This is a genomic window from Pseudarthrobacter sp. Pseusp20, from assembly GCF_059492155.1.
The window spans coordinates 1,961,300-1,987,296 of record NZ_CP168521.1 but is presented as its reverse complement, the minus strand read 5'-3'; the positions used below and the strand labels follow the sequence as shown (position 1 = coordinate 1,987,296).

22 protein-coding genes are annotated in these 25,997 nt (G+C 66.0%); 8 read left to right on the top strand and 14 right to left on the bottom strand.

The annotated features are described in order from the left end of the window. Positions 1–2 precede the first annotated feature (2 nt). The 10 genes from murD to dinB all read right to left on the bottom strand — a co-directional run bounded on the left by murD (position 3) and on the right by dinB (position 12,247). Complete coding sequence (murD, locus tag ACEN9K_RS09225; RefSeq protein ID WP_495635573.1) at positions 3–1,580, bottom strand: UDP-N-acetylmuramoyl-L-alanine--D-glutamate ligase; 1,578 nt, start codon at positions 1,578–1,580, stop codon at positions 3–5. Next, a complete protein-coding gene (gene mraY, locus ACEN9K_RS09220) occupies positions 1,562–2,671 on the bottom strand; it encodes a phospho-N-acetylmuramoyl-pentapeptide-transferase (protein WP_018771517.1) in 1,110 nt (369 codons plus the stop codon). Before mraY ends, murD begins: the two co-directional genes overlap by 19 nt. Further along, positions 2,668–4,131 (bottom strand): UDP-N-acetylmuramoyl-tripeptide--D-alanyl-D-alanine ligase, encoded by a 1,464-nt coding sequence (locus ACEN9K_RS09215; RefSeq protein ID WP_268002920.1) that lies wholly within the window; start codon positions 4,129–4,131, stop codon positions 2,668–2,670. The genes mraY and ACEN9K_RS09215 overlap by 4 nt, the downstream gene beginning before the upstream one ends. A 6-nt stretch (positions 4,132–4,137) precedes the next feature. After that, positions 4,138–5,769: a UDP-N-acetylmuramoyl-L-alanyl-D-glutamate--2,6-diaminopimelate ligase gene (locus ACEN9K_RS09210; RefSeq protein WP_495635572.1), complete on the bottom strand. Its 1,632-nt coding sequence runs from the start codon at positions 5,767–5,769 to the stop codon at positions 4,138–4,140. 96 nt (positions 5,770–5,865) lie between these two features. Beyond that, on the bottom strand, positions 5,866–7,671 hold the full coding sequence (locus ACEN9K_RS09205) for a peptidoglycan D,D-transpeptidase FtsI family protein (RefSeq protein ID WP_018771514.1): 1,806 nt from the start codon (positions 7,669–7,671) through the stop codon (positions 5,866–5,868). 48 nt (positions 7,672–7,719) lie between these two features. Continuing rightward, on the bottom strand, positions 7,720–8,424 hold the full coding sequence (gene ftsL / locus ACEN9K_RS09200) for a cell division protein FtsL (protein WP_223994738.1): 705 nt from the start codon (positions 8,422–8,424) through the stop codon (positions 7,720–7,722). Then, positions 8,421–9,413, bottom strand: a complete 993-nt coding sequence (rsmH, locus tag ACEN9K_RS09195; protein ID WP_018771512.1) for a 16S rRNA (cytosine(1402)-N(4))-methyltransferase RsmH — start codon at positions 9,411–9,413, stop codon at positions 8,421–8,423. Before rsmH ends, ftsL begins: the two co-directional genes overlap by 4 nt. A gap of 167 nt (positions 9,414–9,580) precedes the next feature. Next, the gene (gene mraZ, locus ACEN9K_RS09190) at positions 9,581–10,009 is read right to left on the bottom strand and encodes a division/cell wall cluster transcriptional repressor MraZ (protein ID WP_495635571.1); all 429 of its coding nucleotides are present in this window, start codon (positions 10,007–10,009) and stop codon (positions 9,581–9,583) included. Between the two features lie 343 nt (positions 10,010–10,352). Continuing rightward, the gene (locus ACEN9K_RS09185; RefSeq protein WP_018771511.1) at positions 10,353–10,724 is read right to left on the bottom strand and encodes an SCO2097 family morphological protein; all 372 of its coding nucleotides are present in this window, start codon (positions 10,722–10,724) and stop codon (positions 10,353–10,355) included. 266 nt (positions 10,725–10,990) lie between these two features. Beyond that, the gene (dinB, locus tag ACEN9K_RS09180) at positions 10,991–12,247 is read right to left on the bottom strand and encodes a DNA polymerase IV (protein ID WP_051081447.1); all 1,257 of its coding nucleotides are present in this window, start codon (positions 12,245–12,247) and stop codon (positions 10,991–10,993) included. A 99-nt stretch (positions 12,248–12,346) separates the two neighbouring features. Here dinB and ACEN9K_RS09175 point away from each other — a divergent pair, with 99 nt between their 5' ends. Both ACEN9K_RS09175 and ACEN9K_RS09170 read left to right on the top strand, forming a co-directional pair. Further along, a complete protein-coding gene (locus ACEN9K_RS09175; RefSeq protein ID WP_018771509.1) occupies positions 12,347–12,868 on the top strand; it encodes a hypothetical protein in 522 nt (173 codons plus the stop codon). Further along, positions 12,865–13,959, top strand: a complete 1,095-nt coding sequence (locus tag ACEN9K_RS09170) for a polyprenyl synthetase family protein (RefSeq protein ID WP_056389738.1) — start codon at positions 12,865–12,867, stop codon at positions 13,957–13,959. The genes ACEN9K_RS09175 and ACEN9K_RS09170 overlap by 4 nt, the downstream gene beginning before the upstream one ends. Before the next feature lie 9 nt (positions 13,960–13,968). Here ACEN9K_RS09170 and ACEN9K_RS09165 read toward each other — a convergent pair whose 3' ends face one another. Further along, positions 13,969–14,322: an Rv2175c family DNA-binding protein gene (locus ACEN9K_RS09165; protein WP_026266108.1), complete on the bottom strand. Its 354-nt coding sequence runs from the start codon at positions 14,320–14,322 to the stop codon at positions 13,969–13,971. 249 nt (positions 14,323–14,571) lie between these two features. Here ACEN9K_RS09165 and ACEN9K_RS09160 point away from each other — a divergent pair, with 249 nt between their 5' ends. Then, positions 14,572–15,957 (top strand): lytic transglycosylase domain-containing protein, encoded by a 1,386-nt coding sequence (locus tag ACEN9K_RS09160; RefSeq protein WP_026266107.1) that lies wholly within the window; start codon positions 14,572–14,574, stop codon positions 15,955–15,957. Positions 15,958–16,052: 95 nt separating this feature from the next. Beyond that, on the top strand, positions 16,053–18,146 hold the full coding sequence (gene pknB / locus ACEN9K_RS09155; RefSeq protein WP_488314785.1) for a Stk1 family PASTA domain-containing Ser/Thr kinase: 2,094 nt from the start codon (positions 16,053–16,055) through the stop codon (positions 18,144–18,146). 65 nt (positions 18,147–18,211) lie between these two features. Here the strand turns inward: pknB and ACEN9K_RS09150 are convergent, their stop codons facing one another. Continuing rightward, positions 18,212–19,603 carry a class II 3-deoxy-7-phosphoheptulonate synthase gene (locus ACEN9K_RS09150; protein WP_018771504.1) on the bottom strand — a complete coding sequence of 464 codons (1,392 nt, stop codon included), beginning with the start codon at positions 19,601–19,603 and terminating at the stop codon, positions 18,212–18,214. Between the two features lie 98 nt (positions 19,604–19,701). Continuing rightward, entirely contained in the window at positions 19,702–20,538 is an 837-nt protein-coding gene (locus ACEN9K_RS09145; RefSeq protein ID WP_026266106.1) for a lysophospholipid acyltransferase family protein, read from the bottom strand. A gap of 111 nt (positions 20,539–20,649) precedes the next feature. Here ACEN9K_RS09145 and ACEN9K_RS09140 point away from each other — a divergent pair, with 111 nt between their 5' ends. Genes ACEN9K_RS09140 through ACEN9K_RS09130 form a run of 3 tightly spaced genes read left to right on the top strand, consistent with a single transcriptional unit; the run spans position 20,650 to position 22,854 of the window. Then, positions 20,650–21,438, top strand: a complete 789-nt coding sequence (locus ACEN9K_RS09140) for an alpha/beta hydrolase (protein WP_495635570.1) — start codon at positions 20,650–20,652, stop codon at positions 21,436–21,438. Continuing rightward, on the top strand, positions 21,435–22,241 hold the full coding sequence (locus tag ACEN9K_RS09135; RefSeq protein WP_018771501.1) for an alpha/beta hydrolase: 807 nt from the start codon (positions 21,435–21,437) through the stop codon (positions 22,239–22,241). The genes ACEN9K_RS09140 and ACEN9K_RS09135 overlap by 4 nt, the downstream gene beginning before the upstream one ends. Further along, a complete protein-coding gene (locus ACEN9K_RS09130) occupies positions 22,228–22,854 on the top strand; it encodes a hypothetical protein (protein WP_134164411.1) in 627 nt (208 codons plus the stop codon). The genes ACEN9K_RS09135 and ACEN9K_RS09130 overlap by 14 nt, the downstream gene beginning before the upstream one ends. A 40-nt stretch (positions 22,855–22,894) precedes the next feature. Here the strand turns inward: ACEN9K_RS09130 and ACEN9K_RS09125 are convergent, their stop codons facing one another. Beyond that, entirely contained in the window at positions 22,895–23,983 is a 1,089-nt protein-coding gene (locus ACEN9K_RS09125) for an ROK family glucokinase (RefSeq protein WP_026266105.1), read from the bottom strand. A gap of 171 nt (positions 23,984–24,154) precedes the next feature. Between ACEN9K_RS09125 and ACEN9K_RS09120 the strand changes: the two genes are divergently transcribed. Next, on the top strand, positions 24,155–25,963 hold the full coding sequence (locus tag ACEN9K_RS09120; protein ID WP_134164412.1) for an AMP-dependent synthetase/ligase: 1,809 nt from the start codon (positions 24,155–24,157) through the stop codon (positions 25,961–25,963). Positions 25,964–25,997 lie beyond the last annotated feature (34 nt).

The window sequence follows — 25,997 nt, the reverse complement described above, 5'->3', positions numbered from 1 at the left end:
CGTTACTCCTCGCCGGTCTGGGCCTTCCCTTCCACCAGCTCGCGGACAGCGTCGATGAAAGTACCACCACGGTGAGCGTAGGAAGAGAACTGATCCATGGAAGCAGCTGCCGGCGCCATCAGCACGGTGTCGCCGGATTCGGCGAGCCGTGCCGCTGACGCAACGGCCCGGGACATCACCTGTTCTCCGTTGCCGGTGGAACCGGCGGAAGTGCCACCGGGCGCCGAAGCAGTCTGCACTCCTTCAGTCTCGCCTGCCCCCGGCTCGATCACCGGGACATCGGGCGCGTGTCGCCGGAGGGCCTCCCGGAGCTGGGAGGAGTCCGTTCCGATCAGTACCACGGCCTTGAGCCGGGCTGCGTGGTCCCTCACCAGGTCGTCGTAGCTCACGCCCTTGGAGAGGCCGCCGGCGATCCAGACCACGTTGCTGAAGGCCGACAGGGATGCGGACGCCGCATGCGGGTTGGTGGCTTTGGAGTCGTTGACCCAAAGGACGCCGTTCAGGCGGGCTACAGGCTGGATCCGGTGGTCGCCCGGGACATAGTCCAGGATGCCTTGGCGGACAGCCTTGGCGTCCACACCGTACGCGCGCACGAGGCCGGCGGCGGCCAGGGCATTGGCAACCATGTGGCGCGGAGCCAGCGGACCAAGGTCGGTCATTGAGGCCAGCTCGGCAGCGCTGTTCCTGCGTTCCTCAATGAACGCCCGGTCCACCAGTAGTCCTTCCACCACTCCGAGCATGCTGACCGCGGGAGTGACCGTCGTGAAGCCCACAGCGCGGCAACCCTCCACCACATCCGCGTTTTCCACCATGCGTTCGGTTTCCACCTGCTCCGCGTTATAGATGCAGGCCTTTTGGGTTCGCTCGTAGACCTTGGCCTTGTCGGCGAGATAAGAGTCGTAGGAACCGTGCCAGTCCACGTGGTCTTCGGCCACATTGAGGCAGACGCTGGCTACCGGCGACACGGATTCCGCCCAGTGGAGCTGGAAACTGGAGAGTTCGACGGCGAAGACGTCGTACTCCACGGGGTCCCGCAGGGCATCGAGGATAGGGGTGCCGACGTTTCCCACCGCGATCGCCTTGAGCCCGGCGGCACGCAGCATCGATTCGGTGAGTCCAACCGTGGTGGTCTTGCCGTTGGTGCCCGTGATGGCAAGCCAGTCGGCCGTCTTCCGGCCTTCCCGGGTGCGCACCCGCCAGGCTAGTTCGACGTCGCCCCAGACGGGAATGTGTGCCCGGGCCGCGGCAGCCAGCAGGGCCTGGTCCGGGCGCCATCCGGGTGACGTCACGATCAGTTCGGGTAGTTCGCCGTCGATGCGGGGTATGTGGGTGACGGCGTCCGGTCCCAGCAGCACGTCGGCGGCGCCCACGATCTTCAGGGTGTCGGCATGGGCCCGGGCCGTGTCGCTGGTGGCAGCATCCACCACCACCACGCGTGCACCGAGTTCGATCAGCGTGTCTGCGGCGGCGAAGCCGGATACTCCGATGCCGGTCACGACCACGCGGAGGCCGGCCCAGTCGGAGTCCCAGGAGACAAGATTTGCCAGGCGGGGGGAAACGGTCACAGCAGAACAACCCATTCAGCGTAGAAGATGCCAAGCCCGACAGCGACGAAGAGGCCGCCCAGGATCCAGAACCGGACCACGACGGTGACTTCGGCCCACCCCTTCAGCTCGAAGTGGTGCTGCAGCGGCGCCATCTTGAACACGCGCTTTCCGCCGGTGGCTTTGAAGTAGCCCACCTGGATGATGACGGACAGGGTGATCAGCACGAAGAGGCCGCCCACAATGCCGAGCAGGAGCTCGGTCCGGGAAAGGATGGCAAAGCCGGCCACCGCTCCGCCAATAGCCAATGACCCGGTGTCGCCCATGAAGATCTTGGCCGGCGAGGTGTTCCACCACAGGAAGCCCACCAGGGCGGCGCTCAGGATCGCCGCCAGCAGGGCCAGATCAAGGGGATCCCGGACCAGGTAGCAGCCACTGCCGGCTTCCCGGGGCGAGCCGCAGGCCTGGTTGCTCTGCCATATGCCCATGAGGGTATATGCACCGAACACCATGATCGAGGCTCCCGCGGCAAGGCCATCCAGGCCGTCCGTGAGGTTCACGCCATTGGTGGCGGCGGTGACGATCAGGTTGGACCAGATGACGAACAGGATGGCGCCGAGGACGGTTCCGCCGAAGGCGAGGTCGAGCCATGGCAGGTCGCGGACCAGCGAAATCTTCGTTGACGCCGGCGTCAGGCCCGCGCTGTTGGGGAAGTTCAACGCCAGGATGGCGAAGATGATGCCGACGGCTCCCTGGAGGATGAGCTTCGCCTTGGCGTTGAGGCCCAGGCTCCGCTGCCGCGAGATCTTGATGAAGTCGTCCAGGAATCCCACCAGGCCCATTCCGACCATGAGGAACAGCAGGATCAGTGCCGAAGCGGACGGCCCGGGCGAATCCGGGTTCATCATCAGCATGATGAGGTGCGTTAGCCCGTAGCTCAGCAGTACCGCGGCTACGACGACGGTTCCGCCCATGGTGGGCGTTCCACGCTTGGTGTGGTGCGACGTCGGGCCGTCGTCGCGGATGAACTGGCCGTAGCCGCGGTGCACCAGGAGGCGGATGAAAAGGGGGGTGCCCACCAGGGCGAAGAGCAGGGCCAGGCCTGCGCCGATCAGCAGAGCAATCACAGCAGAGTGCTCCTTTCGTCGGCAGGGGTCGGGGTTGGGGGTAATGCTATCCGATCGCCCAAATGCCGAAGCCCGACACTGTTGGAGGACTTGAACAGCACCAGGTCACCCGGCTGGAGTTCGGTGTCCAGGATGTCGTGGGCCTCCTCAACGGTTTCGGCAAAGAGGCATTCGTCGCCCCAGGACCCTTCCTGCACGGCGGAGACGTAGAGCGCCCGCGCCTCCCGGCCCACCACCAGCAGCCTGGAAATGTTGAGGCGCACCACTTGGGTGCCCACGGCGGTGTGCTCGCGGATGGAGTCATCCCCCAGTTCCAGCATGGCTCCGAGGACCGCCCAGGTGCGGCGGCCGCGGCCAAGGTCGGCCAGCGTGCGGAGGGCTGCGCGCATCGATTCGGGGTTGGCGTTGTAGGCGTCGTTGATCACGGTGACGCCGTCCGGCCGCTCCGTGCGTTCCATGCGCCAGCGGCTGGCGGCGGCCTGGCTGCTCAGCGAAGCTGCGATGTGGTCTGCCGGTACTCCGGCGGCCCATGCGGCAGCCGCGGCTGCCAGCAGGTTTCCAGTGTGGTGCGCTCCGATAAGCCGGCTGGCCACGTGGCGGGGAGCACCGCCGTCGGGCAGCTGCAGGTCGAATTCTGGGCTGCCGCCGGCGTTGGTGTCGGCATTCAGGGACTGCACCTGGGCGTCCCGGTGTCCGTCGGCGGAGAAGCCGAGGACCTTGGCCGGGGTACGGCTGCGCATGGCGGCGACGCGTTCATCATCGAGATTGATGATGGCGGTGCCGGCGGCGGAAAGGCCCTCAACCATCTCGCCCTTCGCCTGCGCTATGTTTTCCACGCCCCCGAACTCGCCGGCATGTGCTGTTCCGACTGCCAGGACCACTCCGATGTCCGGCTTGACCATCTCCGCGAGGTAGCGGATGTGGCCGATGCCCGTGGCTCCCATCTCGATCACAAGGTAGCGGGTGTCCGTGTCCGCCCGGAAGACGGTCAGCGGAACGCCCACCTCACCGTTGTAGGAGCCCTGCGGCGCCACGGTGTTGCCCTGTCCGGCCAGGATGCCGGCCAGCAGGTCCTTGGTGGTGGTCTTGCCGGCCGAACCGGTGATCCCCACGACGGTAAGCTGCTCCCCCGCTTCTGAGCGGGCGGAGCGGATCCGCCGGACGGCTTCGGCGGCAAGGGCGCCCATTGCCAGGACTGCATCCTCAACCACGACCGCCGGGTAGGCAGTGCCTTCCGGCGCCTCGACGGTGCGCTCGACGAGTGCCAGGACGGCGCCCGCTGCAAAGGCAGCGTCGATGAAGTCGTGGCCGTCGGCGTTCTCGCCCGGCTTTGCGACGTACAGCGAACCGGGGGTGGCTTCGCGTGAATCCGTCACCACCGAGAGGGGCGTAATTTCGGGATCGGCGTCCAGGCGCCCGCTGGTGATTTCGGCGATTTCCGCCGCAGTAAATGCAATCATCTCGGTCTAGGACTCTATCCGGTCGTCGTGGAGAACGTTGAATCCCCTGGCTGTCAAGGCGCTGCGCAGCTCCACCCTGTCGTCCAGGGCGAGGTTCACACCCTTCACTTCCTGCCAGACCTCGTGGCCGCGGCCTGCCACCAGGATGGTGTCCTGCGGCCGCGCCAACGCTGCGGCGTGCCGGATGGCCTCGTCCCGCGGAAAGACCTCAAGGATGTCAGCCTGCAGGGATTCCTTTTCCACGGCCTCCCGGGCACCGCCGAGCACGTCAGCCCGGATGGCTGCTGCGTCTTCGTCGTGCGGGTCGTCATCGGTGATGATCACGGTGTCAGCAAGCCGGGCGGCAATGGCTCCCATGGCCGGCCGCTTGCCCTGGTCCCGCTGGCCTGTGGCGCCGAAGACAACGATCAGGCGGGAGTCCGGTTCCGGCGAGCGGACTGCCTCCAGGGCCCGCGCCAGGGCGTCGGTGTTGTGCGCGAAGTCCACCACGGCGGCGGGCTGCTCGGCGACCAGCTGCATCCGTCCCGGCACGGCCACGGTGAACGGGTCGCTGCTGTCCAGGGCGGCCTGGAGGTCGGGGACTTCCACCCCGGACGTGAGCACCATGAGCGTCGCCAGGGCCGCGTTGGCAACGTTGAAACTGCCGGGCAAACCGGTGTGGATGTTCAGGACGGCGCCGGCCGGCCCGGTCAGGGTGAAGTCGGTACCGAGCCCGCGCGGCGAGGCAGCGCTGACCGTCCAGTCCGCGGCGGCCTGGCCGCTGGTGCTGAGCGTGGTGACGGGCACCTGGGTGGTGGCGGCCAGGCGCCGTCCCCACTCGTCGTCGACCGTCACCACGGCAGCCCTGGCGCGCCCCGGTGTGAAGAGTTCGGCTTTGGTGGCGAAGTAGCCGTCCATGGTGTGGTGCAGGTCCAGGTGGTCCTGGGTGAGGTTGGTGAATCCGGCGACGTCGAAGAGCAGGCCATCCACCCGCTGGTACGAGATGGCGTGGGAGGACACCTCCATGGCTGCGGTGTCGAGCCCGCGTTCGTGCATGAGGGCGAGGAGCCCGTGGACTTCGGGCGATTCCGGCGTGGTGAGGAGGCTGGGGATCGGCTCTGCGCCGGCCAGGATCTCGATGGTGCCGATCAGGCCCGGCTGGCGGCCCAGTGCACGCAGCAGGGAGGTGATGAAGTAGGTGGTGGTGGTCTTCCCGTTGGTCCCGGTGACGCCGAAAAGCTGCAGCGGGCGGCCGTCGCCGGACTGGCTCCGGTAAATCATGGCGGAGAGGGGGCCCACCTCGTTGCGCGGATTGTCGACGACGAGCACGGGCACGGGCGTGTCCGCGGACAGGGCAAGCAGGCGCGCCCCGGCCTCGTCCGTGAGGACGGCGGCAGCTCCGGCCCCGATGGCATCCGTGGCGAAGTCAGCCCCGTGCCTGCTTGCCCCGGTGAGGGCCACATACAGGTCGCCGGGCTCCACGGTGCGTGAGTTGATCGAGATGCCAGTGATTTCCACGTCGGCGGCGGGGGCGGGGACGGCTACGCCAACGGCCTGTCCGACGGCGGCCAGCGGCACGGCCGCTACGGCTGCAGGCCGGAAGCGGCCCGGCGTGTCGTCCCGGGCCGTGTCGTTGCCGGGCGTGGTGAACTCTGACAAGGGGATCTCCGATGGTGCTAGTGCGTGCCCGGCATGGTTCGCGCCGGGCACTGTGATGCGCTGGATGCTGCTGGTACTTCCGGCGTGGCGCAGCTGCTACTTGGCGTACTGCGGCATTCTGGCCGGCTGGCCGGTGGAAGGCTGGACGTTGTAGGTCCGCAGCGTCTGGCTCATGACGGACCGGAACACCGGTCCGTTGGTGATGCCGTAGATGCTGCCCTTCGGCCGCTGGAGCACCACCTCCACAATAAACCGGGGATCATCCATCGGCGCCATTCCCACGATGGAGGCCGTGTACCCGCAGTAGCCGGACTTGCCGTCGTCGCACGGTGATTCGGACGTGCCGGTCTTGGCCCCAACGCGGTAGCCGTCGATCCCGGCGTCCTTGATTTCGCCTTCGGTGACAGCGCTTTCAAGGATGTCCTGGACCTGTTGGGCCGTGCTTTCGGAGACAATCTGCCGCGACGGCTGGGCCGGCACTTTCTCCTCGGCGCCGTCGGGGGAAATGTAGGAATCGATCAGCCGCGGCTGCAGCATGACGCCGTTGTTCGCGATGCTCTGGTAGGCACGGACTGTCTGGAGGGTGGACTGCGAAACGCCCTGCCCGAACAGGACGGTGTACTGCTGGCGTCCGTCCCATTGGTCCGCCGGCGTGAGGATGCCCGATGCCGTAGCGGGAAGTCCGATGTCCGGTGCCTCGCCGATGCCGAACTTCTTCAGCCAGTCGTAGCGTTGTTCCTTGCTGAGCCGCTGTCCGGCCATAACCGTTCCGGTGTTCATGGAGTAACCGATGATGCCGGCCAGTGTCCGTTCCTCGGTGCCATGGGCAAACGCGTCGCTGAAGGTCTGGCCGTCCACGGTGTAGGTGGGTGGAATAGTGAAATGGTCCAGGGGGCTGGCGAGTCCCTCGTCGATGACGGCTGCAGCGGTCATCATCTTCTCCACCGAGCCGGGCTCATAGGCGGCCGTCACGGAACGGACGCCGCGGTCCTTGGCCGCCACCAGCCCCGGGTTGTTGGGGTCCGGGGAGTTGGTATCGGCCAGGGCCAGGAGGTTCCCGGTCTTGGCGTCCATCACAATGATGACGCCCCATTCGGCACTGAGTTTGTCCGCCTGGCTCTGGATGGCCTGCTGGGCAAAGTACTGAAGATCGGAATTGAGCGTGAGTTTGACGTCCTTGCCGTTTTGCGGCGGGGTCAGCTCGTCAAGACCCACCGGGATGCGGAGCCCGTCGGCACCGATCTCGAACAGGCGCTTGCCGTCTTTGCCCTTGAGCTGGTCGTCCTGGGTCTGCTCGATGCCTGCCTGGCCCGTGGTGCCGTCCTGGAGGAAGCCCACAACTCCCCCGGCCACGGCGCCGTTGGGGTAGACGCGTTTGCTGACGCCCTCGGCCACGATGCCGGGCACCTGGAGCTTGGAAATGCGGTCCTCGACGTCGGGCTTTACGTCCTTGGCCACAATGTAATAGGGCTGTTCCCCCGTCACTGCGTCACGGACCGCGTTTGAGTCCATGCCCAATGCCGCGGCAAGTTCTGAGATCGCCTGGTCGCGGCTGACGTCCACCAGTTTGTCGTGGCCGTCGGCCTGGGGCTCGAGGCGTTTGTAGGCGTCCGTTTTGGTGTTGACGCGCTGGTCCACCACGATGTTGTACCGGATCACGCTGTTGGCAAGAACGGTGCCGCGTGAGTCCAGGATGCTGCCGCGCTCGGCCGGAAGGATCGCCGAGGTCATCCGGCTGTTCAGTGCCGCTTCGGCCATGCCGCCGACGTCAAGCCCCTGGACCAGGAAGAGCTTCCCGCCCACCACCAGCAGGAGCGTGAGCATGACGCCCAGTCCCAGTCGCAAGCGCTTGGTGGCGTTGGGTTCCTTGCTTTTTCCTGCTTTGCCGGTCGTCTCCGCCACCGTGATATTCCTTGCTGCTCGACGCTGCTGCCTGACCTGCCTGCTGGCCTACTGTCCGGGGACCTTCTGCTGGGGCGCCGGAACAGAGCCGCCGTGAAGCTCGGGCGCCGGAGTTGCCGCGGCAGCCGCAGCGGCTGCGGCAGCCTGCGCGGCAGCGGCCTGGGCAGCAGGGGCCTGGGCAGCGCCGGCGGAGGGAGCGGCGGCAGGAGCCTTGCCGGTATCTGCCGTCCTGGCCTTGTCCGCCGTGTCACCCTTGGAGGCAGGCGGCACAATAAGCTGTCCGGCCACCGCCGGCGATGGGATAACGGCTCCCGCTGCTGCGCCCTTGACCGCAGGCGTGGCCTTTCCTGTCACTGACAGCGTGGACAGGTCGATCTGGCCCTTGACGGTGGAGGCCACCATTCCCAGTTCGGTGGCCTTGGCCGCCAGGTTCTGCGGGGCCTCGAAGTTCTGCACCTGCTGGGTGAGGTCCTGGTTCGTCTTGGTCAGCGTGCTCTGCTTGGCACGCAGTTCCACCAGCTGGTACTGGGCGGTGGACACCGAGATATTCAGGACCAGCACCGCCATCAACGCCACTGCGAGCATGGCAAAGCAAAGGACGACGAACGGCGCCCGGCGTTTCCGCGGCGCAGTGCGGACCACGGAAAGCGGGGTGCGGCCCTTCCGTCCACCGGCGGGGTCGGCCGCGCGCCGGGTGTCGGCCGCCGAACTGCCTGAGACAACGGGAAAGTTCTTGACGGCGGCGGTGCTCATGCAGCTCTCCTGGCTCTGATTCGTTCTGCCGCGCGGAGCCTGGCGGAGGCAGCGCGCGGATTTTCGGCGATTTCGACGGCGGTGGGCACCTCGGTGCCTTTGGTCAGGGTCTTGAGTTCGGGCTTGTGTTCTTCCAGCTCAACGGGGAAGCCAAGGGGAGCGGAAGACTTGGAGCGGGCCTGGAGAACGCCTTTGACGATTTTGTCCTCCAGGGAGTGGTAGGACATGACCACGATGCGGCCCCCGATAGCCAGGGAGGCCACGGCGGCGGGGACGGCACGCTCCAGGACGTCGAGTTCCTCGTTGACCTCGATCCTGAGGGCCTGAAAGGTCCGCTTGGCAGGATGTCCACCGGACTTCGCTGCAGAAGCGGGAACCACGGAACGGATCTGCTCCACCAGTTCGCCGGTGGTGGTGAACGGTTTGATGGCCCGTGCCGCGACGATCCTGTTGGCAATCCGTCCGGCGAACTTTTCCTCGCCCCATTTGCGGATAATCCGGACCAGGTCCTCTTCGCTGTAGGTATTGACCACGTCCGCCGCGGTCTGGCCCCGGCTGGTGTCCATGCGCATGTCCAGGGGCGCGTCAAATGAGTAGGCGAAACCGCGTTCACGCTCATCCAGCTGCAGGGAGGAAACACCCAGGTCCATCAGGATCCCGTGCACTTCAGCCACACCGAGGTCCTCCAGGACGTCCTGGATCTCGTCGTACACCGCGTGGACCAGGTCGATCCGGGCGGCGAACGGAGCCAGCCGCTCCCCCGCCAGGGAGAGTGCTTCCTCGTCACGGTCAATGCCGATGAGGTGGAGGTCGGGAAACCGCTGGAGCATCGCCTCGGAATGACCGCCCATGCCAAGGGTGGCGTCCACCGCGATGGGGGTCTCGCCGCGGAGCCTTGCTGCTTCGAATCCCGGTGCCAACAAATTGATGCACCGGTCGCGAAGGACCGGCACATGGCGTTCGGACGTGGGCTTGGGTTGATCGGTCATGCCTGGTCCTTTCCCGCCGTCGTTGTCACCTGCTGCTTCTGGGACCAGATCCCCATCCGTGCCTACCGTTCCGCCCGCCTGGCTCCGGGGAAGGTGAGCCAGGTTGGCAGCCGGTGGGCCGGCTGGAGATCTCATCCAAGAAGCCACCTGCCGCCCCGCTCCGGAATTCAGAGAATGCCCGGAATGGGATCGTCAGTTTCGGAAAAGGCTGTTTCCTTCTCCGCAAGGTATTCATTCCAAGCCTGGGCGTCCCAGATCTCGGCGCGGGTACCGGCGCCGATGACGGCAAGTTCCCTTCCGAGTCCTGCATACTCCCGGAGCGCCGGTGGAATGGTCACGCGCCCCTGCTTGTCAGGTACCTCGTCAGAGGCTCCAGAGAGAAATACGCGGATATAGTCACGTGCCTGCTTGGAGGAGATTGGCGCCTCCCGCATTTGCTCGTGGACCCGTGCAAATTCCTTCTCGCTGAAGACGTAGATGCAACGTTCCTGGCCCCTCGTGAGCACCAGGCCGCTGGCAAACTCCTCGCGGAACTTGGCGGGGAGAATGATCCGTCCCTTTTCATCCAGACGCGGCGAGTGTGTGCCCAGAAACACTGGCCCACCGCCTGTCCGTAGTCAGGAACTGCACATCCCCTAATGTTGCAACCACCCTCTTATGTCCTCCACATTACTCCACTTTCCACCACAGTCAACGCGAAACTGCCATGTGAGCAGGTAATTTATGGGAAATGGCCCTTGAAATGGCGCGGAATCCAGGCCGTGGTGGAAAGTGGAGGACTTTTTGCTCAGGGCGGGGCGAACTGGAGTCCCAGGGCCGCCCGGACGGCGGAATTGCCGTTAAACACGAAAAGACCCGCCGCAGCGGGTCTTTTCGTGCAGTCCCCCTCCTCGAGGGGGAGAGAAATGGAGGAGCCTGGTACCCGGAGGTCCCGGCTGTTTAGGGTTCACCCCTGCGGCGCTCGTCCCAGCGCTCTTCGAGGTTGCTCATGAAAGAACTGCGCTGCTTGCCCGGTTTTCCGCCGCCGGCCTTTGACGCGGCCGTCCCGCGGGAACTGCGCATGGTGGCGAAGTACACCCCACCGCCCATCACCACGAAGCCCAGGACGCCGACAAAGATGTTCTGGAGGGTGACCCCCACCAGTAGCAGGAAGACGCCGGCAAGTGCGCAAAGGACCCCAATAACCACATGCCTCGTGGACCAGGAACGTCCCGGGTCCGAACCCATTGAGTTCGCGAACTTCGGGTCGTCCTCGTGAAGCTGCTTCTCAAGCTGCTCAAGCAGCTTCTGTTCGTGCTCCGACAGCGGCATCACGACCTCCTTTTGTAGGCCAACGTCCGGGCTGATCCCAGCCACTACTTCTACTTCCCTTGAAACGCCTGCTGTTGCTGGAAAGTTCCCGCCTGGCCGACAGTGGCCAGAACAGGAACGCAGCACGCGTACGCGGGAGCGGGAGCATGTCCAAGAGGGTCCGGCAGTAAGTCCATTCACTCGAAAACTATGTATCTATAAGGATAGATTGTTGAGGGCTGATCTGAAAGACGGCAATGACTTTGCCGGACCCCTCCGGCGGGCACTCAGGCGGGGCGCTGGGAACTGTCTCCCGGCCGGCTTTCGTGCTCCATCAGGCGGGCCGGCAGGACGGATTTGCTGCCGAATTTGCGCGTCACCTCGTCCAGCGCCTGCTCGGCTGCCCGCCAGTTGTCATCCCTGCGGTCGATGCTCAGCTGGAGCGAGGTCCTTGCAGCTTCCTCCAGCTGCTCAGCCCTTACTCCCACCAGCCGCACAGCCATGGCCCGGGTCCCGAGCGACTCCAGGAGCTGGATGACCACTGCGTAGATCAGCTGGGCACTGTCCACCGGAGTCTGGACTGTCCTGCTGCGCGTGATGGTGGAAAAGTCGGCGAAGCGCAGCTTCAGCGCCACGGTCCGGGCAACCATTCCGGAGCTCCGCAGGCGCGCGGCGGTGCGGTGGGAGAGCCGCAGCAGTTCCCGGCGAAGGAGGGCGTCATCGGCGGTGTCCACGGCGAAGGTCTCTTCGGCGCCGATGCTCTTTTCCAGCCGCACCGGGGTAACGGGACGGCGATCGATGCCCCAGGCAAGCTGGTGCACGTGCTCCCCCGTTGCCCCCAGTACCTTCTTCAAGGACGACACCGGCGTCGCCGCCACGTCCGCCACCGTCCTGATTCCCATCTTGGCAAGCACCTCTCCGGTCTTGGCGCCGACGCCCCAAAGGGCGCCCACCGGAAGGCTGTGAAGATAGGGCACGGTTTCGTCCGGCCCGATGAGCAGCAGGCCGTCGGGCTTGCAGCGGGTTGAAGCGATCTTCGCCACGAACTTGGTTTCCGCAATTCCCACGGATGCAGTAATGCCCAGTTCCGCTGCCACGCGCCGCCGGATGAGCTCGCCGATTCCCCTGGGCGGGCCCAGCCGCCGCAGCGCCCCCGTGACGTCCAGGAAGGCCTCGTCAACGCTGAGCGGCTCCACAAGCCCGGTGATGGATTCGAAGATGGCCATCAGTTGCCCGGACACCTCGTAGTACAGCTTGTGCCGGGGTTCAATGACCACCGCCTGCGGACACATGCGCATGGCCACGGCCATGGGCATCGCCGACTTCACACCGAAGGCGCGGGCCTCGTATGACCCTGAGAGGACCACCGAGCGTTCCCCGGGGAAGCCAACAATGACGGGCTTGCCCCGGAGCTCGGGGCGCGTCCGGAGTTCCACTGAAACAAAGAAAGCGTCCATGTCCACGTGCATGATGCACGAGGGCCGGCGGCCCGGAGGGCGCGCGGCGGTTGGCTGGTTCGTACCTGCGGGCCCCACGGATCCCATCCTATCGGTTCACCGGAGACTGCAGGTTTGTCAGGGCGGCAGGGGAGGCTGGCTAAACTGGAGGCTGGTTCCGCCAACAACACCAGGAGGAAAGTCTCTGTGACGGCTATTGGAAACTTCAAGCCAGCTGGCCTGGCCGCGCTTGCCGCCATCGGGGCACTTACCCTGGCGGCATGCCAGACCCCGTCCGGCCAGGCAGAGCCGTCCCGGTCCGCATCCGTCGCCGCGACCCAATCCACTGTGACCGCCTCCCCCAGCCCCTCGGCGTCGCCCAACACGTCCGCAACCGTGGGCGCCGTCGTGGCGGGCTTCCCCCAGCAACTCCTGCCCCTGATGCCGGGGGCAACAGTGGTGTCCAGCAGCTTTGACAAGGCCTCAGCGCCCGCCACTGCAGCCCTCGTGGGTACTGTCACGGCGCCCACTGCCTCCGTGATGGACTTTTATTCCAAGGCTTTGGAAGGCCAGGGCTTCAAGGCCGTTCCCGGGGACAAGGTGGGCGCGGTGGCTTCCAAGGATTTCGTCCGCGGTGACAACGAGACCGTGAACCTCTCCGTGGTGGAAGCCGCCGGTGTTTCCACTTTCACCATCGGGGCCAACGTGGCAGCTGAGTCAGCCAAGTGACGGCCGCGGAGCAGTTGAGGAATGAACAGGCTGATTTTGTGGCAGGAGTTGCCGGCGAGCTGACCAGCTTCCTGACCGCACGCCAGTCGGTGATGTCCGGCATTTCCCCGGACATCGAGCCCATCATGGGTTCCATCTCGAATTTGGTGACCGGCGGAAAACGCCTCCGCGCCCTGATGTGCTACTGGGGATGGCGGGGTGCAGGCGGCGAGGCCGGATCAGGCCAGGTGGTCACGGCCGGCGCAGCCCTCGAGCTGTTCCAGGCTGCCGCCCTGATCCACGACGACATCATCGACCGTTCGGACACCCGGCGGGGCGGTCCCAGCGTGCACCGCCGCTTCAGCCAGCTGCACACATCGCAGGGCTGGGCGCTGGACAGCGAACGGTTTGGGCAGGCCGCAGCGATCCTTGCCGGCGACCTTTGCCTGTCCTTCAGCGAGGAGGCGTTCACCGACATCGGCGAGCCGGCCGCGTCGGGCAGCAGGGCCAGGCTCATCTTCAACCTCATGCGCGCCGAGGTCATGGCCGGACAGTACCTGGACATCCTGGAGGAAGTGGCCGGACCGGTCCGGGACCGCGCCGGTGCCGTTGGCAGGGCGCAATCGATCATTCGGTTCAAGAGTGCCAAGTACTCCACCGAGCACCCCTTGGCGTTGGGCGGAGCTTTGGCCGGAGCGTCCAATGACCTGCTCCGCGGCTATTCAGCGTTCGCCCTCCCGCTGGGCGAGGCCTTCCAGCTCCGCGACGACGTCCTGGGCGTGTTCGGGGATCCGCTGACCACAGGCAAGCCGGCCGGCGATGATTTGCGTGAAGGGAAGCGGACCGTTCTGGTGGCCCTCGCCCTGGACCAGGCTTCGCCGGAAGAGTCCGCGTTCATCGATGCCAGCCTGGGCAGGCCCGATCTGTCCGAATCCGACATCGTCGAAATTCGACGGATTATCGAGGATTCCGGCGCGCTGCAGGCCACGGAAGTCCTTATCAATGAATTCGGCGCGGCAGCATTCGATGCCCTTGACGGGCTTCCGTTGGACGAGCTGCCCAAGACCGCCCTTCGGAAGCTGGCTGAAGCTACCGTCAGCCGAGCCTCCTGAAAGCGGCAGCTACCAGGCCAGAGTCTGGGCCCTGCGCCTGATTTCGGTCTTGCGCCCTTCCCGAAGGGCATCGATGGGGCGGCCGCGCAGGGATTCGTCGGCGGTGAACAGCCAGCCAATAAGGTCCTCGTCCGAATAGCCGGCATCTGCCAGCACCACGATGGTCCCCTTTAGGCTGTCCACTACCTGGCCGTCCTGGATGAATTCCGCTGGAACCGACCGGATCTTCCGTTCCCCAACGCGCAATGCAGCGAGGGCATGTTCGTCAATCAGGCTGTGGACCTTGGTGATGGAGACATCCAATAAACGGGCGACGTCGGGCAGTGGCAGCCACTCGCCCACCAGGTTTTCTACGTTATTCACGGATCAAGGTTGCCACGCTGCGCACCCCCGCGCCTAGTCGGAGCATTCCATTCCGCTCCTGGCCTGCGGACACTCCCGAAAAGAGGGCATTACGGGGAATCCCAAAATTCTTGTGCTATCCGCTAATTCATGAGAGATTCACACTCATAACATTTGTAACACTAATAACTTGAGTCACAGTAGTATCAAGATTGACAGCGGCATCCCCGTCCGCGTCCGCACCCGCAGTTGAGAAGAGGATTCCTTCCGATGACGACGTCCCGCTCGCCAAAGCAGCCCCCCAAGCCGAGTCTGCCGATGATTGCCGCCACCACAGCGGCGCTGCCAGCGGTCGTATTGTCATCCTTGGCCCTCGCCCAACCTGCCGCAGCACAGCAGCCCGCACGGAACATCCCCAGCAGCCTCGCAGCAGCCATGAAGGCCCAGGCTGCAGCGAAGGCAGCCGGAACGGTGATTCCCGCCGCCGTGGTATCCACCACCATCCCGGCCGCCTTCCAGCCCGCACAGCCGGCGGCACCTGCGGAGTACACGATTGCCCGCGGCGACACCGTCAGCGCGATTGCCGGCCGCTTCGGTTTGGATACCGGCGAAATCCTCAAGCTGAACAACCTGCAGGCCAACACCATCATTTACCCGGGGCAGAAACTAAAGCTGTCCGGTTCGGCTGCACCTGCGGCCCCCGCACCTGCGGCTGCCCCGGCTGCTCCGGCCCCTGCTGGTGGAGCAACGTACACGGTGAAGCCGGGCGACACCCTCGGTGCGATCGCAGCAAAGCACAACGTGGCCCTTTCCGACGTCTTCACCTGGAACAATCTCTCCATGCGCTCCATCATCTACCCGGGGCAGAAGATCAAGGTGGGTGGCGGCGATTCCACGCCCGCTCCCGCAGCGGCCCCGGCCCCCGCCCCGGCCGCACCTGCGCTGGCCGCCACCTCAGCACCGGCAACCGGCTCCTACACGATCAAAGCCGGAGACACGCTGTCGGCGATTGCATCCCGGCACGGGGTAAAGCTGTCTGACCTGCTCTCGGCGAACAAGCTGGGCATGACCAGCATCATCTACCCTGGCAGCAAGCTGGCCATTCCCGGCGGCTCCGGCCAGTCGGATCCGCAGCCGGCTGCTGCGGCCCCGCAGCCTGCTGCCGCGCCCCTGGTGCCCAGCTCCTTCCTGGGCTTCAGCTACCCGGCTGCCGTGGTCAGCTCGGCCAATGAAAACAAGGCCCTGCTGAACGCCTCCCCCGTTCCCTCGCGGGATGAAATGAAGAACATCGTTGCCGATACGGCACGCCGGATGGGAGTGGATCCTTCCCTGGCCCTCGCCTTCGCCTTCCAGGAATCCGGTTTCAACCAGCGCGCCGTGTCACCGGCCAACGCCATCGGCACCATGCAGGTCATTCCCAGTTCCGGGCAGTGGGCCTCAGACCTGGTGGGCCGGAAGCTGAACCTGTTGGACCCCTACGACAATGCCACAGCCGGCATCGCCATCATCCGGCAGTTGCTGGCCACCAGCAAGGACCAGGACACCGCCATTGCCGGGTACTACCAGGGCCAGTACTCGGTGAGCAAGTACGGCATGTACGACGACACCAAGGCCTACCTCGCTGCCATCAAGGCGCACCAGAAGAACTTCGGCTGAGCGGGCCGCCGGCCAGTCCTGAGTGCGGGTCCGAACCGTTACCGGTTCGGACCCGTTTTCGTGTCGGACGCGTTTTGCTGCGGGATTAGGATCGTATGGTGCAGGAACACGTGTCAGACCCAGTTGCAGGGACCCTGGTGGACAACCGTTATGCAGTCACCTCCAGGCTTGCCCGTGGCGGAATGTCCACCGTCTACCTGGCCATAGACCAAAGGCTGGACCGTGAGGTGGCGCTGAAGGTGCTGCACCCCCACCTCGCTGCTGACGGGAACTTCCTGGACCGGCTGGGCCGGGAGGCAAAGGCGGCCGCCCGGCTGTCGCATCCGCACGTGGTGGGTGTCCTTGACCAGGGCAATGACGGCAACACGGCCTACCTCGTAATGGAGTACATCAAGGGCCACACGCTGAGGGACGTTCTCAGGGAAAGGGGTGCCCTGCCTCCCCGGCTGGCGCTGGCACTGATCGATCCGGTGGTGGAGGGCCTGGGCGCGGCACACGCTGCCGGCTTTATCCACCGTGACGTCAAGCCCGAGAACGTCCTGATCGCCGATGACGGCAGGATCAAAATAGGCGACTTTGGACTTGCCCGTGCCGTTACCAGTTCAACCAGCACCGGGGCCCTGCTCGGAACGGTGGCCTATATCTCCCCGGAACTGGTCCTGGGCAAGCCGGCAGACGCCCGCAGCGACGTCTACTCCGTGGGCATCATGCTGTATGAGATGTTGACCGGCAGGCAGCCGTTCGAGGGCGAAGTCCCCATCCAAGTGGCCTACCAGCACGTCAACGGAACCGTGGGCCCGCCATCGGACCTGGTGCCGGGGCTGGCCGGGGAAGTGGACGAACTGGTGCAGTGGTGTACTGCCAATGATCCGGAAAACCGGCCGGTGGACGGCAATGCCCTGCTGCAGGAACTGCGCCACATCCGGACCAACCTCACTGATGCCGAACTGGACCTGCTGCCTCCTGCAGCCGCTGCCGCCGCGTCCCAGCACCAGACCGAGGTCCTGGCACGGCGCAGCAACCCCACAACGCTGATGCCTCCCGCCCGGCCCGCCGCCCCTGCCTACCCGCCCGGCCGGCAGGAGGCACCGGCCCCGTCGGCATCGGCGGGCCCTGCCGCCCAGGTGCCATATCACCAACGGCCCGGATTAGCATTGCCCGACGACGACGATGCGGACAGCGGATGGTCTCCCCCGCCGCCGCGGCTGGGCAAGCGGGCCCAGCGCCGGGCGGACAAGGAAAGCGGGAAACTCCGCGCCCTTGCCGCTGCCACGCCGGTGCGCACGCTTCGGGAGGGAAATCCCCGCCGCCGCGGCATCCTTTGGGTCCTGGTCCTCATCATCGCCGCACTCCTGGCGACGGGCGCCGGCTGGTTTTTCGGAATGGGTCCGGGCGCCGCGGCCGCCGTACCGGCGGTCGCCAACAAGACTGTGGCGCAAGCCCAGCAGTTGCTGGGCGGAGTGGGCTTCCGCTCCACTACGAGCGATGTCTTCGACGACGAGGTGCCCACCGGGCTGGTAGTGGGCACGGACCCCGCCGCGGGGACGGAGATCCGGAAGTTCCAGCCGGTTTCCCTGCTGGTTTCAAAAGGTCCCCAGCTTTTTCCCTTGCCGAAACTCACGGGCGGAACCTTGTCTGAGGCGAAGACCTCCCTCAACTCCGATGGCATGGCCCTGGGCACTGTCACTGAACAGTTCGATGAACAGGCGGCTGCTGGAACCGTCATGTCGCAGGACCCTGCCGCGGGCACGCCTGCCCGCCACGGCACCCCCGTTGCGATCGTGGTTTCCAAGGGCCCGCAGCCCATCGCCGTCCCTTCGGTGGTCGGGAAATCCGGGGACGACGCCGTGGCGGCACTGAAGGCAGCAGGCCTCACTGCCAAAGTAGCCCCGGAGGCGGTGTTTGACCGGAACATCCCGGAGGGCGCCGTCGTCAGCCAGTCCCCCGCCAACGGGACACTGACCCGGGGTGGCACTGTTACCCTGACCATTTCCAAGGGCCCCAGGATGGTGGCGGTGCCGAGCTACATCGGCAAGCAGGCAACTGAAGCGCGCAAGGCGCTGGAAGCACTCGGCTTCCAGGTCCGGGTGAACAACATTTTGGGCGGCTTCTTCGGCACGGTGAGGGACCAGTCGCCGGTGAACCGGGAAGTTCCGGAGGGCTCAGTCATCACCATCACCGTGGTGTAGCCCCCTGTCTTTCAATGAAAAAGGGTGGGCCGGCAGTGCCGGCCCACCCTTTTACTGCCCTGGTCCTAGTGCTTGGCGAGGGCGCCGGCCACCAGGAACGCCATCTCAAGGGACTGCATGTGGTTCAGGCGGGGATCGCAGACGGACTCGTAGCGGTCCAGGAAGGCCTCCTGGTCGATCGGGTCCGCGCCACCCAGGCACTCCGCGACGTCATCGCCGGTCATCTCGACGTGCAGGCCGCCCGGTACCGTCCCCAGCCCGTGGTGCACCTCGAAGAAACCGCGCACCTCGTCAATGACGTCGTCGAAATTGCGCGTCTTGTAACCGTTGGGCGACGTGACGGTGTTGCCATGCATGGGGTCCGTCACCCACAGGACCTGCGCGCCGGAGGCGGTGACCTTTTCGACGACGGCCGGCAGTTTTTCGCGAATGTTGCCGGCGCCCATACGGGTAATGAAGGTGAGCCGGCCGGGTTCGCGGTCCGGATCCAGCTTGTCGATCAGGCGGAGGGCGTCATCACCGGTAGTGGACGGCCCGAGCTTGACGCCGATCGGGTTGCGCACCCGTGAAAGGAAGTCGACGTGGGCGTGGTCCAGCTCGCGGGTGCGCTCCCCGATCCAGAGGAAGTGGGCCGAAGTGTCGTACGGGAAGCCGGTGCGGGAGTCGATGCGGGTGAGGGCGCGTTCGTAGTCGAGCAGCAGGGCCTCGTGGCTTGCGAAGAACTCAACCCGCTTAAGTGCTTCGAAATCGGCGCCGCAGGACGCCATGAACTTGATGGCCCGGTCGATGTCGCGGGCCAGCGACTCATAGCGGGCGTGGGCCGGGTTCTCGGTGAAGCCCTTGTTCCACTGGTGCACGGAGCGCAGGTCCGCGAAGCCGCCCTGGGTGAAGGCCCGGATGAGGTTCAGCGTGGATGCGGAAGTGTGGTAGGCACGCAGCATCCTCGACGCATCGTGGCCGCGTGACTCGGGCGTGAAGTCATAGCCGTTGACGATGTCGCCGCGGTAGGCGGGCAGGGTCACTCCGTTACGGGTTTCGTCATTGGAGGAGCGGGGCTTGGCGAACTGGCCGGCCATCCGGCCCATCTTGATAACCGGCATTGCTGCGCCGTAGGTAAGCACCACGGCCATCTGGAGGATGGTTTTGACCCGGGCGCTGATCTTGTCAGCCGTGGCGGCCTCGAATGTCTCGGCGCAATCACCGCCCTGCAGCAGGAACGCCTTGCCTTGGGCGGCAGCAGCCAGGCGCTCGCGCAGCACGTCCACTTCGCCGGCGAACACCAGCGGCGGCAGGACGGAGAGTTCCTTCACCGAAGCCTCAAATACATCCCGGTCCTGCCAACTGGGCTGCTGGGAAATGGGAAGGTCCCGCCAGTGGTCCAGTCCGGGATAGTTTGCCGCTCCGCTCTGGGCGGTGCTGGACAGCGAAAAGGCGGGTTTTGCAGATAGCTCAGTCACCCTCTAAGACTAACGGCAGGGCGGCACCACCGGGCACCTGGCCGTCACGCTGACCGCCGCCGCCGTCACAACTGCGGCGCGCCCCGTGGAAGGTCCGGCTACCCCGTCGCCGATGTTCCGGCGTCGTCCCCGGCGTCGTCGCGGGCACCGGGCTGCGGTACGGACGGTCCTCCGGCGCCTGGCTCCGGGACAAAACCATTGTCGGCGGCCACCGGAGCGGCAAGCGGTTCGGCTGCAGCCACGGGTTCTCCGGGCTTGCCGGCGAGCCGAAGCTTCACCACGGCGGCGTACTCGTCCACGTACTCCTGCCCGGAAAGCCTCATCAGCTGGGACATGATCTCATCCGTGACCTTGCGCTGGACCGTCCTGTCCTCTGCCTGCTCACGGTACTGGCTGAAGTCCAGCGGTTCGCCGAAGATCATCCCGATCCGGCGGATGTTGGGCAGCCGTTTGCCGATGGGCTGGACCTTGTCAGTGCCGATCATGGCAACCGGAATCACCGGGACGCCGGCCTGCAGGGCCAGCCTGGCCACGCCCACCTTGCCGCGGTACAACCGCCCGTCGGGGCTGCGCGTGCCCTCGGGGTAAATGCCCAGCAGGCCGCCTGCGTTGAGTACTTCCATCCCGGCATTCAGGGATGCGGCAGAGGCAGCGCCTCCGGACCGGTCCATGGGCAACTGGTTGGTGAGGCGGAAGAACGCGGCAGTCAGCCTGCCCTTGATTCCGGTGCCCGTGAAGTACTCGGACTTGGCCAGGAAGACCACGGGCCGCCGCACCATGAGTGGCATGAAGATGGAATCGGAGAATGAAAGGTGGTTGGAGGCGATGATGGCGGCCCCCTGCGCGGGAATATTGTCCAGGCCCTTGACCCAAGGCCGGAACAGCAGCTTGATCACCGGACCGAGGAAGATCCTTTTCATAACCCAATAGAACACGTGGTGAACCTCTCCGGAAGGCAGCCCCCGGGCCCTGCGTCGGGCCTGGCCAGCGAGTCAATGCAACCCTACTCTAGTGAGATTTGGCGGGAACAGTGACACGATGGAGTCATGACTGAAAGCAGCATCCCGACCCGGCCGGCCGCTTTCAGTTATCCAGGCCACGGGGCCAATGCCCGCATCGGGATAGCCATATGCCACGGCTTCACGGGCAGTCCGCTGAGCATCATGCCGTGGGCGCAGCACCTGGCGGAGCTGGGGTACGCCGTATCCGTCCCCCTGCTGCCGGGGCACGGCACGGACTGGCGCCAGCTTGCACGGACAAGCTGGAAAGACTGGTACCGCAGCTACGAAACGGCCCTCCTGGATCTCTCGGGGCGCACCGATGCCTGCTTCGCCGCGGGTCTGTCCATGGGCGGTGCCATTGCACTGCTTGCGGCGTCCCGCCACCACGTGGCCGGTGTCAGTGTGGTCAACCCCGGGCTGAGCTTCTACGACCGGCGGGTGCGGATCATAGGACTCCTCAAATACTTCCAGCGGACCACGGTTCCCATTCAGGAGGACCAACCCACGGCACCCGCGACGGACGACGGCGACTATTCGCTGACTCCGCTGGCTGCCGTGCATGAGCTGAAGAAACTGTTCGGGGCGGCAGTGCGCGGCCTGCCCCGGGTGGACGCCCCGGTCCAGGTCTTCAAGTCGCGCACTGACGCCGTTGTTCCGCCAACATCGCTGGCGCTGCTGCGCAAAGGGCTGGCCGGACACCTCGCGGAAGTGACGGACCTTGCCAGCAGCGGACATGTGGCTACTCTTGACGTTGACGCGCCCGTAATTTTCGCCCGGTCGGCAGAATTCGTCGCCGCCCACGCCCGCCGCACCAGCACCTTGGAGACGACATGACGTCCGGTCCGGACCACAGCCCCTTCAGCAGTGCCTTCAGCGGCGAAGGGCCCCGCACGGGAGTCGTCCTGTCCCACGGCTTCACGGGGAGCCCCCATGGCCTGCGCGCCTGGGCCATGGCCTTCGCCGCGGCCGGTTTCGCCGTCCGGATGCCGCTGCTGCCGGGGCACGGGACCAGTTGGCAGGACCTTGCCCGAACCCGCTGGCAGCAATGGCACGGCGCCCTGGATGACGCCTTCCTGGAACTGGACGCCGAGTGTGACCAGGTCTTCGCGGCGGGCCTTAGCATGGGCGGGGCCCTGGCCCTGCGCATCGCGGCCACCCGGCCGGTCGCCGGAGTCCTCCTGGTGAACCCCGGCCTGGTGATTGACGATCCCCGGGCGTCGCTGGCCGGGCTCCTCAAACTGGTGCTGAAAAGCACCCCGTCCATCGGCAATGACATCCTCAAGGCAGGTGTGGACGAGGGCGCGTATGCCCGCACCCCTGTGGCCGCGGCCCATGAGCTCAACAAAATGTTCAAGGACACTGTCCGGCTCCTCCCACGGGTCACGGCACCTGTCCAGGTGTACCGTTCCGCTGTGGACCACGTGGTGTCCGATGCCAGCATGGATGTCCTCCGGCGGGGCCTGGCACACGCGCCCCTGGAAGTGGTCCGGCTGGAGAACAGCTACCACGTGGCCACGCTGGACAACGACGCCGACCGCATCTTCGAGGGGTCGGTGGACTTTATCCGCCGGGTGCTGGCATCCGGGCCCGCCAGCCCGGCCGGACCGGGACAGGAGGTCCGCAGTGAACAGGCCTGATTCGGAGCAGCCGGACCAGGGTGCCAACCAGGACGACGCCGTATGGCTTGACTTGGTGGCGCGGCTCGAATCGGACACCGTGGCCATTCGGCCCGACACTCCTGTATCCGGGGAGCAACCGCCCACCGGGATTGTGCCCAATGGAACTGTGCCCCATGGAACCGGGCACAATGAAACTGCGCCCACCGGAAGTGGACCTACCGCGCCCGAAACGCCTGGCCCGTCCTCCTTCCGGGACTTCGATCCCTTGGGCCTGGCCGGGAGGCCGCCGGCCGAACCGTCTGCGGCGCAGCGCCAGGCGTCAGGTGGGCCGGACGGTCCTACGGCAAGCGGGTCCCCGGAGGGACCGCGGGACTATGAGGTGGACGACGACGGCGAGGAGTTCGTGCCGGAGGAACCGCCCAGCCTGGCCGGCACCGATCCCCTGACCATGCTGGCCTGGCTCGGCGCCGTAGGTGGACCGGTGGCGCTGCTGCTGTCGGCAATGTTCTGGCGCACGGCGCCCCTGCTGGCCATCGTCGGCATTGTTGCCGTGTTCGTGCTGGGGACGGTGTACCTGATCATGAAGCTGCCCGAAGAAAAGAACGGCGACGACGACGGCGCGAGGGTCTAGCGCAGCTCCTCCTGGGCCACCGCCGGACCAGCCGCCGTCGTCAATTGCGGACGCGGCTGCTGACGCGCGAAAGGTCGGCCGCGCCGATGAGGCCCGCGTTGGGGCCCAGGGCCGCCAACTCGATCCCTGCGGCCGGGCGGAATCCGCGGCCCGTCAGGTTCCGCGCGAACGCTTTGCGGGCCGGCTCCACCAGCAGGTCGCCCGCCGAGCAGAGCCCGCCGCCGATAACGAAGAGGCCCGGGTCCAGCGCCGCCGCCAGGTTGGCCAGCCCCAGGCCGAGCCATTCGCCAACTTCCTCGATCAGCTCCCGTGAGGCGGGATCGCCGGCCAGGGCCAGTTCGGTCACGATGGCTCCGGTGATGGCCTCGGGATGTCCGCCCACGGCTGCCAGCAGGTCGTGGGCCACCGGCGAGTTCGACCGGGCCAGGAGCCTGGCTTCGCGGCCCAGGGCGTTGCCGGAGGCGTATTGTTCCCAGCATCCGCGGTTGCCGCATTCGCAGCGGTGGCCTCCGGGCATGATGATCTGGTGGCCGAACTCCCCTGCCACGCCGAACCGGCCACGTTCCACCCTGCCGTCCATCACCATGGCGCCCCCGATGCCGGTGCCCAGCGTGATGCAGACCAGCCGGTCCTCTCCCTGCCCGGCGCCAAAGCGCCATTCGGCCCAGGCCGCGGCGTCGGCGTCGTTGGTCAGCAACACCGGACGGCGGAGGAGCCGCTGGAGGTTCTCACGCAGCGGTTCGTTGCGCCAGGCCAGGTGCGGGCTGAAGAGCACGGTTCCACCGGCCAGGTCCATCCACCCCGCAGCACCGATGCCCACGGACCAGATGCGGTGCCCCCGGCCGAGTTCCTCCACCAGTTCCACGATGACCTGCTCCACTGCCCGTGGGTCGGTGCCCGGGGTGGACCGGCGCGCTTCACTGAGGATCCTGCCTTCCGCGTCCACCACCCCGGCGGCCACCTTGGTCCCCCCGATGTCTATGCCGATGGCCAGCCCCTTGCGGCCAAGGCGAAGGTGCCCGCCCACACTTCCGTGCAACTGTCCGGCGCGGTACGTGGCGGGACGGCGGCGCCAGGGCGCTGGTCTTTTGAGGGGGCCGGCCTGATCGCCGGACGACGGTCCGTACATAGTGCACCATTCTAGGCGGGCGGAAGGATTGTCTTGACATACAGTCCCCCATCCAGCGCCCATTGACGGCTAAGTTACTCGCCAGTAGGTTTGTGTACTGCACAGTTCCGGCAGGGGTACTAGTCTTTAGGCAAACCCCTGCGCGGGACTTCAGATATCAAAGGAGCTATAGTGCGCGAATTCAGTGTTCCGCCCCTGGTTGTTGTCCCTCCGGAAACCAACATCACCGACCTGGTGCTGCGGCAGGCAGCCAAGCCCAGCAACCCGGCACTGTTTTCCCGCCTGGACTCCGCAGGCTCGTGGCGCGACGTGTCCGCCACCGAGTTCCTCGCCGACGTGAAGGCGCTGGCCAAGGGGCTCATCGCCAGTGGGGTGGGGGCGGGCGACCGCGTTGGCATCATGTCCCGCACCCGTTACGAGTGGGCACTCGTGGACTTCTCCATCTGGTTCGCCGGGGCTGTGTCGGTGCCCATCTATGAAACCTCGTCCCCTTCCCAGGTTGCCTGGAACCTGGGCGATTCCGGCGCTGTGGCGGCATTCGGCGAGTCCGCCCATCACGAAAACGTCATCCGGCAGGCCGTCACCGCCGAAGGACTCACGGCAGTGCAGCATGTGTGGCAACTCGAGGGCCAAGGCCTCGACAGCCTTCGCGAGGCAGGCCGCGACGTCAGCGATGAAGAGCTGGAGTCACGACGCAGTGCAGCCGGCCTCCACGACATTGCCACGATCATTTACACGTCGGGCACCACAGGGCGTCCCAAAGGCTGCGAACTCACGCATGGCAACTTTGTGGAGCTGTCCGACAACGCACTGGCCATCATCGGTGAAATCGTCCACGAGAACGCCAAGACCATCATGTTCCTCCCGCTGGCCCATGTGTTTGCCCGCTTCATTTCGGTGCTGGCCATGGCGGCCGGTACCACCGTGGCCCACACTCCGGACATCAAGAACCTCCTGGCCGACCTGCAAAGCTACGAGCCGACATTCATCCTTGCGGTGCCCAGGGTCTTTGAAAAGGTCTACAACTCCGCGCTGACCAAGGCGGAGGACGGCGGCAAGGGCGCCATCTTCCACCGCGCCGCCGAAACTGCCATCGCGTTTTCCAAAGCCCGCCAGGACGGACACGTGGGGCTGGGCCTGAAGCTGCGGCACGCACTGTTCGACAAACTGGTGTACGGCAAGCTGCGGGCGGCGATGGGCGGACACGTTGCCCACGCGGTGTCCGGCGGCGGCCCGCTTGGCGAGCGGCTGGGACACTTCTTCCAGGGCATCGGGATGCAGGTGCTGGAGGGCTATGGCCTCACCGAGACCACCGCCCCCATCACGGTCAACACCCCGTCCCGGATCAAGATCGGTTCGGTGGGCAAGCCCCTCCCGGGAAACGCCGTGAAGATTGCCGACGACGGCGAGATCCTGGCCAAGGGGGTCTGCGTGATGCGGGGCTACTACCGGCGGGACGACCTCACAGCAGAGGCGTTCACCGATGGCTGGTTCCACACCGGTGACATCGGCCGGCTGGACGATGAAGGCTTCGTCTGGATCACCGGCCGCAAGAAGGAGATCATCGTCACCGCGGGCGGCAAGAACGTCATCCCCGCGTTGCTCGAAGACCAGATCCGTGCCGACGCCCTGGTGTCGCAGGTCCTGGTGGTGGGTGACAATAGGCCGTTCATCGGGGCCCTGGTGACCCTCGACCAGGAAGCGCTTCCAGGGTGGCTCCAGCGCCACGGCCTTCCGGCGGACACCACCCTTGAGCAGGCGGCGGGCAACCCGGTAGTGAAGGCAGCAGTGCAGGACCTGATTACCGCGGCAAACACCTCGGTTTCCCAGGCCGAGGCCATCAAGTCCTTCCGCATCGTCCCGGCAGACTTCACCGAAGCCTCCGGGCACCTGACCCCCTCCATGAAGGTGAAGCGGGCGCAGGTGATGAAGGACTTCGAAACCGTCATCGAGGAGATGTACTCCGCGCCGCGTTCCTGACGTCCCACAACAAAGGAAGGGTCCTTCACCTTGT